The sequence below is a fragment of the Cupriavidus sp. GW821-FHT02F09 genome, from assembly GCF_059421605.1.
The window spans coordinates 1-15313 of sequence record NZ_JBWKVH010000009.1; the positions used below are offsets into that span (position 1 = coordinate 1).

Below are 15313 nucleotides of genomic sequence, written 5' to 3' on the forward strand. Positions count from 1 at the left end.
TCGTGCGCCGTGATCCGCCGCGCGCCGCTGCTGGAAGTGGGCGGCATCGCGGTGGAAACCGTGACCGAGGACGCGCACACCGCGCTCAAGCTGCACCGCAAGGGCTATGGCACCGCCTACCTGGCGATCCCCCAGGCCGCGGGGCTGGCCACGGAAAGCCTCTCCGGCCACGTCGGGCAGCGCATTCGCTGGGCCCGGGGCATGGCGCAGATCTGCCGGGTGGACAACCCGCTGTTCGGGCCGGGCCTGTCGATCCCGCAGCGGCTGTGCTACCTCAATGCCATGCTGCACTTCTTCTACGGCTTGCCGCGGCTGGTGTTCCTGACGGCGCCGCTGGCGTACCTGCTGTTCGGCGCCCACGTGATCCAGGCCCCGGCGCTGACCATCGCCACCTTCGCGCTGCCGCACCTGTTGCACGCGAACATGACCAACTCACGCATCCAGGGCAAGTTCCGCCATTCGTTCTGGAACGAAGTCTACGAATCCGTGCTGGCGTGGTACATCATGCGGCCTGTGCTGGTGGCGTTCGTCAATCCCGCGGCCGGCAAGTTCAACGTGACGCCCAAGGGCGGCGTGATCGAGGAAGCCTACTTCGACTGGGTGATCTCGCGGCCTTACCTGGTGCTGCTGCTGTTCAACTTGCTGGGCGTGGTGGTGGGCTTCCTGCGGCTGTTCCTGTGGAACCAGTTCGAGGCCACCACGGTGGTGCTCAACCTGATCTGGACGTTCTACAACCTGATCATCCTCGGCGCCTCGATTGCGGTCGCCAGCGAGACGCGCCAGATCCGCGTGGCGCACCGCGTGGCGATGAAGCTGCCCGCCACGCTGCACTTTCCCGATGGCCGCACGCTGGTGTGCGAGACCATCGACTTCGCCGAGGGCGGCATCGGCATGCGGCTGCCGCCGGGCATGAAGGCCGCCGTGGGCGAGCAGGTGCAGATCTCGCTCTACCTGCAGAACGACGAGCACATGTTCCCCGCCAAGGTGGTGTTCCAGGGCGACACGCACACCGGCCTGGAGCTGGCGGAAATGAGCCCGCGCGAGGAGATGGCTTTCGTGCAGTGCACCTTTGCGCGAGCCGACGCGTGGATCGATTCGTGGGGCCGCAAGCGGCCGGATGCCCCGGGGCTGGCCGCCGGCCAGATCCTGCGCATTGGCCTGCTTGGCTTCCATAACGTGATGTTCCACCTTGGGCGCGAGATGCGCCAATTGTTGCGCCGTCCAGAACCTGGCGCTTCCACCCGTTGATCGGCCTCGTCGGCCCAGCGCCGCGTCCCGCAACGGTTCGGGTCGCGGCTTGAACACGCACCGGACCACTGGCAAAAAGACAGAGAATGCGTTTGACCAAGACACCACGCCTGACCGATCGCACGCCTGCGCGCTCAACCGCGCACCGCACCGCGCGCCTGCCCGCCGCGACCCGCCTTAGCGCATTGCTCGCGCTCGCCATGCTGACGGTGACCCCGGCCGGCGCCCAGCGCGCCGGCGTGCCCGACACCACGCGCGACGCGGTCGCCGCGCAGTCGCCCGCCGGGGTGGCGGCGCAGGCCGCCGCCGCAGCGCCCCGCAGCGGCGCGCGCACCGTGCAGCTCACGCTCAAGCAGCTGGGTGCCACCGCGCCGTTCCAGTTGCGCGGCGTGGACGCCATCAACGGCGTGCCGTTCTCGATCCGCGCCGACGAGGTCGTGACTGGCGCGCGCCTGAAATTGCGTTACACGTATTCGCCCGCGCTGATACCGGCGCTGTCGCATATCAACGTGATGGTCAACGGCGAGGTTGCCGGCGCCGTGCCGGTGCCCAAGGACACCGCGGGCACCAGCCTGGAGCGCGATGTGCCGATCGAGCCGCGGCTGATCACCGAGTTCAACCGCCTCAACCTGCAGCTGATCGGCCACTACACCACCGATTGCGAAGATCCCTTCCACTCCAGCCTGTGGGCCACCGTTGGCAACAGCAGCGTGCTGGAGCTCACGCTTACGCCGGTGGCGCTGGCCAACGACCTGGCGCTGCTGCCGCTGCCGTTCTTCGATCGCCGTGACGTTAGCCGCCTCAGGCTGCCCTTTGTGTTCGCTGGTGCGCCGTCGACGGCTACGCTGGAAGCCGCGGGCACGGTCTCGTCATGGTTCGGCGCGCTGGCCGGCTATCGCGGTGCGTCGTTTGCCGCCACGCTCAACCAGGTACCGGCTACCGGCAATGCGGTGGTGTTCGTCACCAACGAGGAAAAGCCCGCCGGCGTGCAGGTGCCCGCCATCGGCGGGCCGTCGATCGCGGTGGTGCCGAATCCGGGCGATGCGAACGGCAAGCTGCTGCTGGTGATGGGCCGCGACAGCGCCGAGCTCAAGACCGCGGCGCAGGCGCTCACGCTCGGCGCGCGCGCGTTGTCCGGGCAGAGCGCCACCATCAACAAGCTCGACGACGTGGCGCCGCGCGTGCCCTACGACGCGCCCAACTGGATCCGCAGCGACCGCCCGGTGCGCTTCGGCGAGCTAGCCGAAGTGCGCGACCTCAATGTCTCGGGCTACAACCCGGACCTGGTGCGGGTGAATTTCCGGCTGCCGCCCGACCTGTTCGGCTGGCGCAGCAAGGGCATCCCGATCGACCTGAAGTACCGCTATACGCCGCGCCCGGTGGTGGACAAGTCCACCCTCAACATCAGCGTGAGCAACCAGTTCCTGCGCGCCTACGCGCTGCGCTCGGTCAAGAACCAGGAGGGCCGTGCCAGCCAGTTGCTGGCCAAGGTGCTGCCGGATGGCTCGGTGCCGGTCGACGAGCGCATCGCGCTGCCGCTGTTCATGCTGCCCGCGCAGTCGCAGCTGCAGTTCCATTTCTACTACGACTACCTCAAGCAGGGCGCGTGCAAGGACGTGATGCTGGACAACGTCAAGGGCGCGATCGACCCGGACTCGACCATCAACATCACCGGCCTGCCGCACTTTATCGCGCTGCCTGACCTGGCGGTGTTTGGCAACAGTGGCTTCCCCTTCACGCGCATGGCCGACCTCTCCGAGACCGCGGTCATCCTGCCGGACAAGCCCGCTGCCGAGGACTACTCGACTTACCTCACGCTGATGGGGCGCATGGGCGAGTCCACCGGCTATCCCGCCACCGGAGTGGCCGTGAGCGGCGCCGCGCAGGTCGACAAGCAGGCCGCGCGCGACCTGCTGGTGATCGGCACCACGCAGAGCCAGCCGCTCTTCACGCAATGGGCCGAGCGCATGCCGGTCACGCTGGCCGGCAATGAAAAGCGCTTTGCGCTGACCGATCTGGTCTCCGCCGTGACGGGCTGGTGGAACGGCGCGGATGGCACGCGCAACCACCCGGTCGAGACGCGCATGTCGATCAGCAGCGCCAGCACCGATGCCGCGCTAAGCGCCTTCGAGTCGCCACTGGCGTCCGGGCGCAGTGTGGTGGCCGTCACCAGCAACGCGCCGCAGGGCCTGCAGACCGTGACCGAGGTGCTGCTCGATCCCGACCGGGTCACGAAGGTGCAAGGCAGCCTGGCGCTGGTGCGCGGCAAAGAGATCGACAGCCTGGCGGCACAGCAGAACTACCACGTGGGCCAGCTGCCGCCCTGGACCTATGTGCAGTGGTGGCTATCGCAGCGCCCCCTTGTCATGGTGCTGATGATCGGCGGCGCTGCGCTGCTGCTGGCGGTGTTGATGTATCTGTCGCTGCGGGCGCGCGCCGCGCGCCGCAAGCTGGGGGAACACAAGTGAGCGTGAACCGCACACGCCGCCGATGGATCGCGGGCTTGCCCGGCCTGGGCGCGCTCGGGGTGCTGGGTGGCTGGCCCGCGCTGGCGCATGCCGCAGCGCCGAAGGCATCGCCGCAGGCTGCCTGTGCGTGGCCGCTGTACCAGCAGTTCCTGTCCCGCTTCGTGCAGGCCGACGGCCGCGTGCTCGACCCGTCCACCAAGGAGCAGCAAAGCACCTCCGAGGGCCAGTCCTACGGCATGGTGTTCGCCCTGATGGCCAACGACCGCGCTACCTTCGACCGCCTGTGGCAATGGAGCGTTGCCAACCTCGGCGCGGGCAACCTGCAGGACAAGCTGCCCGCCTGGCAGTGGGGCCACCGGGCCGACGGCTCGTGGGGCGTGATCGATGCCAACCCCGCATCGGATGCCGACCTGTGGTTCGCCTTCGCGCTGCTTGAAGCTGCACGGTTGTGGAAGCAGCCGCGTTATGGCGAGCAGGCGCGCGCGCTGCTCAAGCTGGTGGCCAAGCAAGAGGTGGTGTCGCTGCCCGGCTTTGGCACCATGCTGTTGCCGGCGCCGCAGGGCTTTGTCCAAGGCAATGCCGATGGCCCGCGCCAGTGGCGCCTCAACGCCAGCTACCTGCCGGTGCCGTTGCTGCGCCGCCTGGCCGCTGTCGAGCCGTCCGGCCCGTGGGGCACGCTCGCCACGCAGGCCGGCAAGCTGGTCGACGCAGTGGCCAAACAGGGCATCGTGCCCGACTGGTCGGCCTACCGCAGCGACGCGGCCGGCACCGGTTTTCTCACCGACCCGGACAAGGGCGACGTCAGCAGCTATGACGCCATCCGCGTCTACCTGTGGGCCGGCGTGACACCGCGCGGTGACGCTGCTGGCCGCATGCTGATGAAGGCACTGGCGCCGCAGGCGCAGCGCATGGCGGGACGCGCCGCGCCGCCCGAGCGCATGCACGCCGACAGCGGCGCAGTGGACGGCGACGGCCCGGCGGGCTTCTCCGCCGCACTGGTGCCGTTCCTGCAGGCGGCTGGATCGCCGGCGGCCGCGGTGCAGCGCACCCGGGCGGAGACGATGATCGACTCGGCCACGGGCAAATCCGCCGCCACGTACTACGACACCGTATTGGGATTATTCGGCCTCGGCTTTGCCGAAGGCCGCTACCGGTTCGCGCCTTCGGGGCAACTGGAGCTGGAGTGGGAGAAGACATGTCGAACCGCAAGCGCCCGGCCATGAACGGACGCGCGAACACCCCCCGCTCGGCGAGCGGGCAGCACATTGTTGCGGACACCGCGCGCGGCAAGGGCCTGCGTGCCAAGACGCTGGTGCTGAGCCTGCTGACGGCGTTCGCCGCGGCCGCCACGGCGCAGGAAGACCCGGTCAAGCTGTTGGTGGACCAGGGCAAGTACTGGCAGGAACGCGGCCGCAGCGACCGCGCTGCCGAAGCGTGGCAGAAGATCCTGCGCCTGAATCCGGCCCAGCCGGAAGCCCTGTATGGCATGGGCGTGGCCGAAGCCGAGGCGGGCCGCCCCGATGGCGCGCGCACCTACCTGGAGCGCCTGAAGAAGGCCCAGCCCAACTCCCCGCTGGTGGCGCGCCTCACGCAGGTGATCAGCAGCGGCGGCGCGACCCGGCAGGTCGAGCAGGCGCGCCAGCTGGCGCGCAGCGGCCAGAGCGAGGAAGCGGTCAAGCGCTATCAGCAAGCCGCGGGCGGCGCGGTGCCGCAAGGCAACCTGGCGCTGGAGTACTACCAGACGCTGGGCGGCACGGCGCAGGGCTGGGATGAAGCCCGCAAGGGCCTGGAGCAACTGGCCCGTGCCAATCCGTCGGACAACCGCGCGCAGCTCGCGCTGGCGCAGCACCTGACCTATCGCGAGTCCACGCGCCGCGACGGCATTCGCCAGCTGGAGGCGCTGTCTAAAAGCAGTGACGTAGCTGCTCAGGCCAGCGAGAGCTGGCGGCGGGCGCTGACCTGGCTGGGCGGCCGCCCGGCGGATGCGCCGCTGTACCAGGCCTGGCTGGCAAGCCATCCCGACGACGCCACCATCCGCGCCAAGCTTGATGCGGTCAAGGCCCAGCAGCAACAGCAGCAAGCCACGCAAGCGGCAGGCGCCGCTGGCAACCCCGTGCGCCAGATCGTGCAACAAGGCTTCGATGCCATGGATGCCGGCGACCTCGAACGCGCCGGCGACCGGTTCCAGGCCGCGCTGCAGGAGCGCCCCGGCGACGCAGACGCGCTCGGCGGCATGGGCGTGCTGCGCCTCAAGCAGGAGAAGTTTGCCGAGGCCCTGGATTTCCTCGACCAGGCCGCCAAGCGTGGTGCCGGCGGCCGCTACCGCAGCGCGCAGAACAGCGCCACGTACTGGCTGCTGTCCGAGCAGGCCAGCACCGCGCGCGGCGCGGGCAACCGCGCCGAGGCGCGCAGCCTGCTGGAGCGAGCGGTCAAGCTCGACCCGCGCGAGCCTTCCGCCCAGGTGGCGCTGGCCGACGTGATGGCCGAGGAAGGCCAGTACGCCCCGGCCGAAGCCGCGTATCGTCGCGTGCTCAAGCAGCAGCCCGACAACCCCGACGCTACGCGCGGCCTGGTTGGCGTGCTGGCGGCGCAGAACAAGAGCGCGGAAGCGCTCGCCATCGTGCAGAACCTGACGCCCGCCCAGCAGGACAAGGTCGGCTCGCTGGGCAAGCTGCGCGCCGAGGAGGCGCGTGGCCAGGCCCGCGCCGCCTTGCAGCGCGGCGATGCCGCCGGCGCGCGCCGCGCGCTGGAAGACGCGATGGCGGCCGACCCGACCAACCCTTGGGTGCGCCTGGATGTAGCGCGCGCTTATGCGTCGATGGGCTTGAAGGAGCAGGCGCGCAGCGTCATGGACGGCCTGCTGCTGTCCAACCCCAATATGCCGGACGCGCTGTATGCCAGCGCGTTGCTGTCCGCCGAAACCGGCGACTGGCAAAGCGGGCTTGAAGCGCTGGAGCGCATTCCCCCGCAGAGCCGCACCCGCGACATGGGCACCCTGCAACGCCGCCTGTGGGTGCACGCCGAAGCCGAGCGAGCCAGCGGGCTCGCCGCCGCCGGGCAGCAGGCCGCGGCGCTGGGCGTGCTGCAGCAAGCGGAACGTTACGCCCAGCAGGACCCCGACCAGCTCGGCGCGCTGGCGCTGGCTTACGCCGATGCGGGTGACGAGGCGCGTGCGCTCTCGCTGATGCGCAACGTCATGGGCCGCACGGTGCGCCCGGACGTCGGCATGCAACTGCAGTACGCCGCCATTCTGCTCAAGACCAGGCAGGACGTGGAACTGGCCGGTGTGCTGCGCCAGCTCGCCAACGCCAGCCTGAGTAGTTCGCAGCGCCGTGACTATGACGATCTGCGGGTCGCCTACATCGTGCGCCAGGCCGATGCGCTGACCGAGAGCGGCGACCTCGTGGCTGCCTACGACATGCTGGCGCCGGCGCTCTCCGAGCGCCCCGGCAACAGCGCCGTGCGCGCCAGCCTGGCGCGCATGTACGCGCAGGCGGGCGAGAACAAGAAGGCTCTGACGCTGTACGAGAGCGTGCTGGAGAAGGATCCGCGCAACCTTGACCTGATGCTGGCGGCGATCGGCACCGCCACCGCCGCCAAGGAGTACAGCTGGGCCGAAGGCACGCTGCAGATGGCGCTGGCGCAGGCGCCCAGATCGCCCAAGGTGTTGACCGCCGCCGGGCGGCTCTACCGCGCCCAAGGCAAGACCTCGCGCGCCGCCGAGTACTTCCGCGCAGCAGTGGCGGCAGAGAATGCCGCGGGCATAGCCTCGGCCGGCGCGCGCCCGGATGGCGCGGGCTTCGACCGCGTGCCGTCCAACCCGTTTGTCGGCCTGCCCGGCCAGCGCGGCAGTTCGCAGTTGCCGCCGCCCGGGTCGCAGGCGCCGTACCTGATCGTGCCCGGTCCCACGCGTGCCGCGGCCGCGCCCCAGCCGGCAATGGCGCCCGCGCCGGTGATGATGAACGCCGGTGCACAGGCCTCGCAACCCTACATCCCGGCGCCGGTGTCCGCCGCCGGGCAGGGCATGGCACCGGAGATCCAGCAGCCGCAGGCCTACTATGCGCAGCAGGTGCAAGCGCCGATGCCGATGCAGGCGCCCGCCAGCACGCGCGGCAAGAATACGCGCGCGGCCAAGGCGCCGGCGCAGGCTTATCCAGCCAATCAGGCTTATCAGACTGGTCAGGCTGGCCAGGCCTACCCCGCCTATCCAGCCAACGCGCAGGTCGCCCAGCAACCGGGTGTGCCCTATCCCGTGCCGCAGCAGGCCATGGCACCTCAGTATCCCGCTGCGCAGTACACCGCGCCGGCGGCCGGCGGCTACGCGGCGGCACCCGTGCCCGCCGCGACTGCGCGCCAGCCGATTGGCGCGCAGTCGCGCGCGCCCTGGCTGGCCGAAGCCGATTCGCAGGCCAACCCGACCGGCCCCAAGACTGCGCAGCAGGAACTCAACGAGATCGAATCGCAGCGCACCAGCACGCTCGCCGGTGGCCCTGTGCTACGCGGGCGCAATGGCGACTCCGGCATGAGCCAGCTCACCGAGATGCAGGTGGTGGCCGAAGCCAAGATAGCCGTCGGCAACGGCAAGCTGGTGGCGCGCGTGACACCGGTCGCGCTGGACGCGGGCTCCGTCGGCAGCGACTTCAACAGCGCCTCGCGCTTTGGCGGCGGCCCGCTGGCGGTCCCGGTGGGCGGCGCGCCCGTCAACTCGGCCGGCACGCCGCTGCGGTCCACTTCCGCCGGCCAGCAGAATGCCTTTGGTGTGGCGCTGGGCGTGGCCTATGAATCGGACCGCATCAAGGCTGACATTGGCAGCACGCCGCTGGGCTTCCGCTACACCGACGTCAATACCGGCGTGCGCTTCAACCTGCCGCTGACGCAACGTACCACGCTGTCGCTTGGCGCATCGCGCCGCCCTGTCACCGACAGCTTGCTGTCGTACGCGGGCGCGCGCGATGACCGCACCGGCCTGCAGTGGGGGGGCGTGATGAACAGCAGCGGGCGCGTCGACCTGGGTTGGGACGATGGCTTCTTCGGCATCTACGGCTACGGCGGCTATGGCTTGCTGACCGGCCACGATGTGAAGCGCAACACGCGTTGGGAAGGCGGTGGCGGGTTCTACCTGCGCCTGATCGACAGCACCGAGCAGCGCCTGATGAGCGGGGTGAACTTCACCTCGATGGGGTACGCGGATAACCTGCGCTACTTCACCTTCGGCCAAGGCGGTTACTTCAGCCCGCAGACCTACTTCGCCGTGACCGTGCCGCTCTCGCTGGCAGGGCGCAGCGGCCGGCTGGCCTACAATGTGCGCGGCGCGTTAGGCATGCAGGCGTTCCGCGAGGATGCGTCGGACTATTTCCCGACCGATCGAGCGGCCCAGTCGGCGGCCGGCAATACCGTCTATCCTGGCCAGTCCAAGACCGGCCTGGCCTACAATCTGGTTGGCTCGATGGAGTACCAGGCGGCCCAGCAGCTGTTTGTCGGCGGCATGCTTGGCATCGACAACGCGCGCGACTATCGCCAGTGGTATGCCGGCGTCTATGTGCGCTACGCGTTGCAGCGCCAGACCGGGCTGATCGCGTTCCCGCCGGTGGCGCCGCAGTCGGCCGTGGGCCCCGCGCCGTTCTGAGGGGCGCGCAACGGATGAATCAATCAAGTGAAGCGCAGCCAGGCGGCTGCGCAAAGGAAGTCCATCATGGGTGAAGCAAAACAACGGGGCAGCCAGGCAGAGCGTGCCGGCCAGGCCCGCGCGCGGCTCGAAGGCATGCGGCCCGCGCAACTGGTGTGCGGCGCGTGCAAGACGGCGTTCAGTACCTTCGATGCCATCGACGCCCCCAACCTGCGCGGCATCGATGCCGTGTTTGGCGGGCAGTGCCCGAACTGCGGCAATGACGTGCTGGTGTTCAAGGGCGAGCCTCAAGCCGTGGCGGATGCCATGGTGGCATGGGAGCGGATGATGGGCGCGGACACCAAGCTGGGCTATCAGTCGCGCGACGGTAAGCATGTGCCGTTCGAAGAAGGCAAGTAAGTCAGCCAGGCGAGCTAAGTCAGCTGTCCAGTAGTTCCGGCGGTCCCATCTCGAAGCGGCCCCGGCCTGCCGCCTTGGCGCGGTAGAGCAGGGCATCGGCCTGGCGCATCAGCTCCTGGTCCGGCATGGGTGCGCCCTTGTAGAGCGCCACGCCGATGCTCACATCCACATCGGCAAACACCCCGTCGATGAAAAAGCGCCGGCTCACCGAGTGCACGATGGCCTGCGCAATGCGCTGGGCATTGGCCGCGCCGCCGATATCCTCCAGCACTACCGCGAACTCGTCGCCGCCCAGGCGCGCCACCGTGTCGCGCTCGCGCACGCAGCGCTGCAGGCGCCGCCCGAAGGCCTGCAGCAGCAGGTCGCCGGTGATGTGGCCGTGGAAGTCGTTGACCGCCTTGAAGCGATCCATGTCCAGGTAGAGCAGCGCCATGAGCCGGCCGTCTTCGCGGCTGCGCGCCATGGCGGCCTGCAGCAGCGCCTCGAAGGCGTTGCGGTTGAGCAACTGGGTCAGGTGGTCGAGCCGGGAGATGCGCGATAGCCGCAGGGTCTCCAGCTTGCGCTGGGTCACGTCCTGCACATGCACATGCACGCCCACCACATGGCTGCCATCCGCGCTCCATTCGGGGCGCAGGCTGGTCTCCATGCAGCGGTAATCCGGATCGCTTTCTTCCGTCTCGAACGTCACCGCGTTGCCTGCCAGCGCTTTTTGCAGGAACGGCCGGGCGCGGGCATAGCGGGTGTCGCCGATCACCTCGCGCACGGTCATGCCGCGCAGCGCCTGCACCGTGATGCCGAAAGTCCGCTCGTAGGCGAGATTGTTGAAGACATAGCGCTCGTCGGGCCCGATAAACGCCAGCAGCGCAGGCAGCGTATCGGTGACCGCGCGCAACTGGCGCTCGCTCAGGTCGAGCTGCTCGCGCCGCTCGCGCACGTCATGCATCAACTGCCCGAAGGCGCGCGCCAGATCGCCGATCTCGTCACGCTGCTGCGCTGGCAGTTTCTCGTAGGCCGCGAGGTCGTGCGCGCTATCGCTTACCACCTGGTGCAGGCGCGTGAGCGGCGTCAGCAGATGCCGCACCGTCAGCCAGATCAGCAGGGCCACCACCGCCAGCGACAGCAGCGCCAGCGCGAGGAAGCGCACCTGCATGGCGTGCAGCGGCGCGAACGCCTCCTGCGCTGGCAGCACCGCCACCAGCTCCCATCCGGTGCTCTCCATCAGGTAGCGCGAGATCAGCGGCCTGGCGGGCGAGAGAAACTCGACGCGCCCGCTGCGGTCGTCGACGCCGCAGGTGTCTCCCAGCGCGCGGGCCGGCTGCGTGGCCTTGGCCGGATCGGGGTGCCGCACATAGACCGGCATCCGCCCTCCCGATACCAGGCAATAGAAGCCGGTGGTGCCGAGCCGGTTGTGGGTGATCTCCACCAGGAAGTTGGCGCTCGACAGGTCGAGCCAGCCCCCCAGCAGGCCAAGGAATTCGCCCTGCTTCGAGACGATGGGCACCGCCACCAGCACGCCGGTCGCGCCATTGATACGGGCGCGGATAGGCGGGGTGATCACAGGCTCAAGGGTGCGCGCGGCTTCGCGGAAGTAGTCGCGGTCGGCAATGCTGACCTGCACGCCATCCCGGGCCAGCACGCGGCCCTGGGCATCGGCCAGCATGAACGCATTGAAGGTGCCGGGCACGGGAATCCGCCGCTCCAGCAGCAGGCGCAGCTCGGCGCCCGGGCGGGAGAGCTCGCTGGCCAGTTGCGGCGCTACATGGGACAGCAGGGTGATGCGGTCTTCCATGGCAGTGTCGAGCTGGTCCGAGGCTAGCTTGACGATGGAGTCCTGCTGGTCTTGCAGCGCGGCGCGCAAGTCGTCGTGTGCGTAATAAAGCGATGCCAGCACGATGCCGGTACCAAGCACGGCGGCAAGCGCCGTGGTAATCAGCGCGAGACGCGCCTTCAGGGAAAGCGAAACTTGGGGCATGCGAGCCGGCGGAGTCGGGGGACGGCGCGCGCCTTCTGGACGGCCGGCCCGCATGGTTGCCGGGAGTCGGGCTTCGGCAGGCTTGCAGGCCCGCCAACCCTACCACAAGCGCCAGCCCCGCGCGAGTCTGGCATGGGCGCACGCGGGCCGCGCCCGCCAGCGTGTGGCGCCGCACGTTACAGTGGCGCGCCGGGGGTGGGCGAGCCATTGCCGCCACGGTATAGTGGACCGTCGCCCTGCGGCGGCTGGGCGAGGCCACCGAGGGCTCCCATCCGCACTCCCAAGTCATGAAACTGCCCTCAATTTCGCCAGTCCTGCTGTCCCTGCTGGTCGCCGCGGCCGGCGCCCTGGCGACTGGCGGCGCCTGGCGTGGCATGCATACGCTCGAGCGCGAGGTGGCGCGGGGCGATTTCGAGGCGGTGTTCTCGCCGGTCTTCTCCGCCTTGCAACGGCGCCTGCTGGACAACGAGCAGCTGCTGCGCGGCACCACCGGGCTGTTCGCCGCCGATCCCGCCCTCACCCGCGAGCAGTGGCGCAACTACCTGTACACCACCCAGCTGGATGACCTGCCGCCCGGCACGCATTCGATCGGTTATGCGCGCCTGACCCCGCCACGGGAGCTCGACTGGCTGGTGGAGACGATGCGCCGCGAGGGCCAGCCCGGATTCGAGGTCTACCCGCTGGGCCCGCGCGACGTGTACGCGCCGGTTGTGTATGTCGAGCCCTTCGCCGGGCGCATCACGCGGGCGCTTGGCTTTGACATCATGTCCGATCCCGTGCGCCGCGCTGCCGCCGAGGCTGCCCGCGATAGCGGCGAGGCGCGCCTGAGCGGCGGCGTGGAACTCACGCGGGAGAGCGAAACGCAGGCGCCGCAGCGTGGCGCGGTGCTGTACCTGCCGGTGTACGGCAGTGGCCTGCCGCTGAACACCCCTACCCAGCGGCAGCTGGCCGTGACCGGCTATGTCTATACCTCGCTGCGCCTGGAAGACCTGCTGCGCGGGGTCAGCCTGCCCGCGGCCGGCACCTTGTCGCTGCTGCTTTATGAAGGACGCGACACCAAGCCCGGCGCGCTCCTGGCCGGTGACGCCGAGCCCTTGCCGGCTGGCGCGCCGGTCCTCGCGCCATTGCTGCAGGCCGAACGCGAGCTGACCTATGGCGGCAGGGTCTGGACCTTGCGCGCCACCACCACGCCGGCCTTCGAATCGGCGCATCGCCCGCGACGCTCCATGCTGGTACTGGCGCTCGGCACGGCAGGCACGCTGCTGCTAGCCTGGATTGTGTTTGGCCTGGCACGCCAGCGGCGCAGGGCGTGGCAGCTCGCGGCGCGGGCGCGCCAGGGCCGGCAGGCGGATGGCGCCCTGCAGCGCGCGGGCCTGGCCAGCGCCAGCGATGCCTTCCTGGTATGCGATGCCGGCGGCCGTGTCCAGATCGCCAGCGCGGCGGCCACAGGGCTGTTCGGCAAGGCGCCGGACCAGTTCCCCGGCACCATCATCGCTACCTTGCTGCCCGATGCCGCCACGCTGGCCGCGACGGCGCTGGAGGGGCGGCTGGAGAGCCACGCCCGCAGGTCCGACGGCACCATCATCCCCGTGCGCGTGGCGGTGGCGCCGGTGCCTGCTGCCGGGCCCGGCCGGGTGCTGTGGGTAGTGACCGACCTGAGCGCCATCCGCCGCGCCGAACTGGCGGCCGCCGATGCGGCAGAGCGCAGCGCGCGCGTGCTCGATCACACCGCGCTGTGCGTCATCACTTTCGACCGCAACGGCACGGTGACCGGCATCAACCGCGCCGGCCAGCGCATGCTGTGGTACCAGGCCAGCGAGGTGGCCGCAGGCATGCGCTATCTGGACTTCCTCGATCCCAAGGAGGTTGCGGCGCGCGCTGCCGTGCTCACCAACGAGCTGGGCGAGCCGGTGGCGCCGGGCCTGGCCGCCGTGGTCGGCAAGGCCCGGCACGGGCTGACCGACGAACAGGAGTGGACCTATGTCCGCAAGGGCGGCTCGCGCCTGCCGGTGCAACTGACGCTGACCGCGCTGCCCGAGGCGCACCTGCCCGGCGGCACGGGGAACCCGCCGGCCCCGGCCTTTGCTGGCGAGGCCGGCAACGGTGGCCTGGATGCCGGCGGCTATCTCGCCATCGCGCATGACCTGACGGAGCGCAAGCGTGCGGACGAATACATCCGGCACCTGGCGCATCACGACGCGCTTACGGGCCTGCCCAACCGCGCCCAACTGCATGCGCGCACGGAACTGGTGCTGCAGCGCGCGCTGCGCAAGGGCGAGCGCATCGCGCTGCTGTTGCTCGATCTCGACCAGTTCAAGCGCATCAACGAATCGCTCGGCCACCACATCGGCGATGAGGTGCTGCGTATCGTGGCCGATCGCCTCAAGGCCGCGGTGCGCCACGCCGACCTGGTTGCCCGCATGGGCGGCGACGAGTTCGTGGTGGTGCTCGACCCGTTGAGCCAGGACAGCGAGGCCGAGCTGGTCGCCGCCAAGATCCTGGCCCGCCTGTCGGAAGACCTGCAGCTAGGCAACCAGCGCCTGCGCGTGACGCCCTCGATCGGCATGGTGCTGTGCCCCGACGACGGCGACAACCTGGCCGACCTGCTCAGGAACGCCGATGCCGCCATGTACGCGGCCAAGCGCCGCGGCGGTGCGCAGCTCAGCCGCTTCTCCAGCGAGATGGCCGAGGCATCCATGGCGCGTTTCACCATCGAGGGGCTGCTGCGGCGCGCGCTGGCCGCGCAGGCGTTCAAGCTGCGCTACCAGCCCATCGTCGACACGGCCACCTTGCGCATTGCCGGCGTGGAAGCGCTCATTCAATGGGAAACGCCCGAGCGCGGCGTGATCCCGCCAACCGAGTTCATCCCGATTGCCGAGCAAAGCGGCCTGATCATGCCGCTGGGCGAGTGGATCCTGGCCACGGCCTGCCGCGAGATCCAGCACCTGCGCAGCGAGCTTGGCGTGGAGCTGGATGTGGCGGTGAATATCTCGCCGCTGCAACTGCGCCAGGAAGGGTTTCCCGCTATGGTCACGCAATGCCTGGCGGCCGCCGGGCTGCCGGCTTCGAGCCTCACCATCGAGGTGACGGAGGGCATCCTGATCGAGGGCGGGAGCAAGACCATCGACACCTTCGAGCGCGTGCGCGCGCTCGGCGTGGGATTGTCGATCGACGATTTCGGCACGGGCTATTCGGGCTTGAGCTACCTGACGCGGCTGCCGATCGACAAGCTGAAGATCGACAAAGCCTTCGTCGACGACGTCGCGCACGATGAACATCACCAGGCCGTGGCGGCCGCCATCATCACCCTTGGCCACCAGCTCCACCTGCAGGTGGTGGCCGAAGGCGTGGAGTCGCCCGCGCAGTTCGCCTTCCTGCGCGAACACGGCTGCGATGCCGTGCAGGGCTACCTGTTCTGCCAGGCGGTGCCGCTGGCCGGCCTGATGGAGATCTGCGCGGCAGGCGGTGAAGCGACCATGCAGGCCTGGGCGCAACGGGTGCCGGCCGCGGATTGAGCCGCATCCCCAAAATCCGCCGATACCTGCATCGGGATTCTTTGCCCAACTGCCACACGGCTGGCATGCGCCGCTCCTATGCTGC

7 protein-coding genes are annotated in these 15313 nt (G+C 69.6%); 6 read left to right on the top strand and 1 reads right to left on the bottom strand.

Features of this window, described 5'->3' with window-relative positions:
* The 5 genes from AC07XB_RS12645 to AC07XB_RS12665 all read left to right on the top strand — a co-directional run.
* A partial coding sequence (locus AC07XB_RS12645; RefSeq protein WP_494752795.1) for a PilZ domain-containing protein occupies window positions 1–1248 on the top strand: 1248 nt, incomplete at its 5' end.
* A gap of 200 nt (window positions 1249–1448) precedes the next feature.
* Entirely contained in the window at window positions 1449–3716 is a 2268-nt protein-coding gene (gene bcsB, locus AC07XB_RS12650; RefSeq protein ID WP_493688062.1) for a cellulose biosynthesis cyclic di-GMP-binding regulatory protein BcsB, read from the top strand.
* Window positions 3713–4939 carry a cellulose synthase complex periplasmic endoglucanase BcsZ gene (gene bcsZ, locus AC07XB_RS12655; protein ID WP_492371943.1) on the top strand — a complete coding sequence of 409 codons (1227 nt, stop codon included), beginning with the start codon at window positions 3713–3715 and terminating at the stop codon, window positions 4937–4939. Before bcsB ends, bcsZ begins: the two co-directional genes overlap by 4 nt.
* Window positions 4912–9342, top strand: a complete 4431-nt coding sequence (locus AC07XB_RS12660; protein ID WP_492827993.1) for a cellulose synthase subunit BcsC-related outer membrane protein — start codon at window positions 4912–4914, stop codon at window positions 9340–9342. Before bcsZ ends, AC07XB_RS12660 begins: the two co-directional genes overlap by 28 nt.
* Before the next feature lie 66 nt (window positions 9343–9408).
* Window positions 9409–9741 (top strand): hypothetical protein, encoded by a 333-nt coding sequence (locus tag AC07XB_RS12665; RefSeq protein WP_441632494.1) that lies wholly within the window; start codon window positions 9409–9411, stop codon window positions 9739–9741.
* A gap of 19 nt (window positions 9742–9760) precedes the next feature.
* On the opposite strand, the gene AC07XB_RS12670 is transcribed toward AC07XB_RS12665, so the two are convergent.
* Window positions 9761–11713 carry a sensor domain-containing diguanylate cyclase gene (locus tag AC07XB_RS12670; RefSeq protein ID WP_492827991.1) on the bottom strand — a complete coding sequence of 651 codons (1953 nt, stop codon included), beginning with the start codon at window positions 11711–11713 and terminating at the stop codon, window positions 9761–9763.
* Between the two features lie 287 nt (window positions 11714–12000).
* Here AC07XB_RS12670 and AC07XB_RS12675 point away from each other — a divergent pair, with 287 nt between their 5' ends.
* Window positions 12001–15228, top strand: a complete 3228-nt coding sequence (locus AC07XB_RS12675) for a bifunctional diguanylate cyclase/phosphodiesterase (RefSeq protein ID WP_492827988.1) — start codon at window positions 12001–12003, stop codon at window positions 15226–15228.
* Window positions 15229–15313 lie beyond the last annotated feature (85 nt).

Excerpts from the sequence above, each read along its gene's own strand:
- bcsB (WP_493688062.1), top strand. The coding sequence starts at position 1,449 with ATGCTGACGGTGACCCCGGCCGGCGCCCAGCGCGCCGGCGTGCCCGAC.
- AC07XB_RS12660 (WP_492827993.1), top strand. The coding sequence starts at position 4,912 with ATGTCGAACCGCAAGCGCCCGGCCATGAACGGACGCGCGAACACCCCC.
- AC07XB_RS12665 (WP_441632494.1), top strand. The coding sequence starts at position 9,409 with ATGGGTGAAGCAAAACAACGGGGCAGCCAGGCAGAGCGTGCCGGCCAG.
- AC07XB_RS12670 (WP_492827991.1), bottom strand. The coding sequence starts at position 11,713 with ATGCCCCAAGTTTCGCTTTCCCTGAAGGCGCGTCTCGCGCTGATTACC.
- AC07XB_RS12675 (WP_492827988.1), top strand. The coding sequence starts at position 12,001 with ATGAAACTGCCCTCAATTTCGCCAGTCCTGCTGTCCCTGCTGGTCGCC.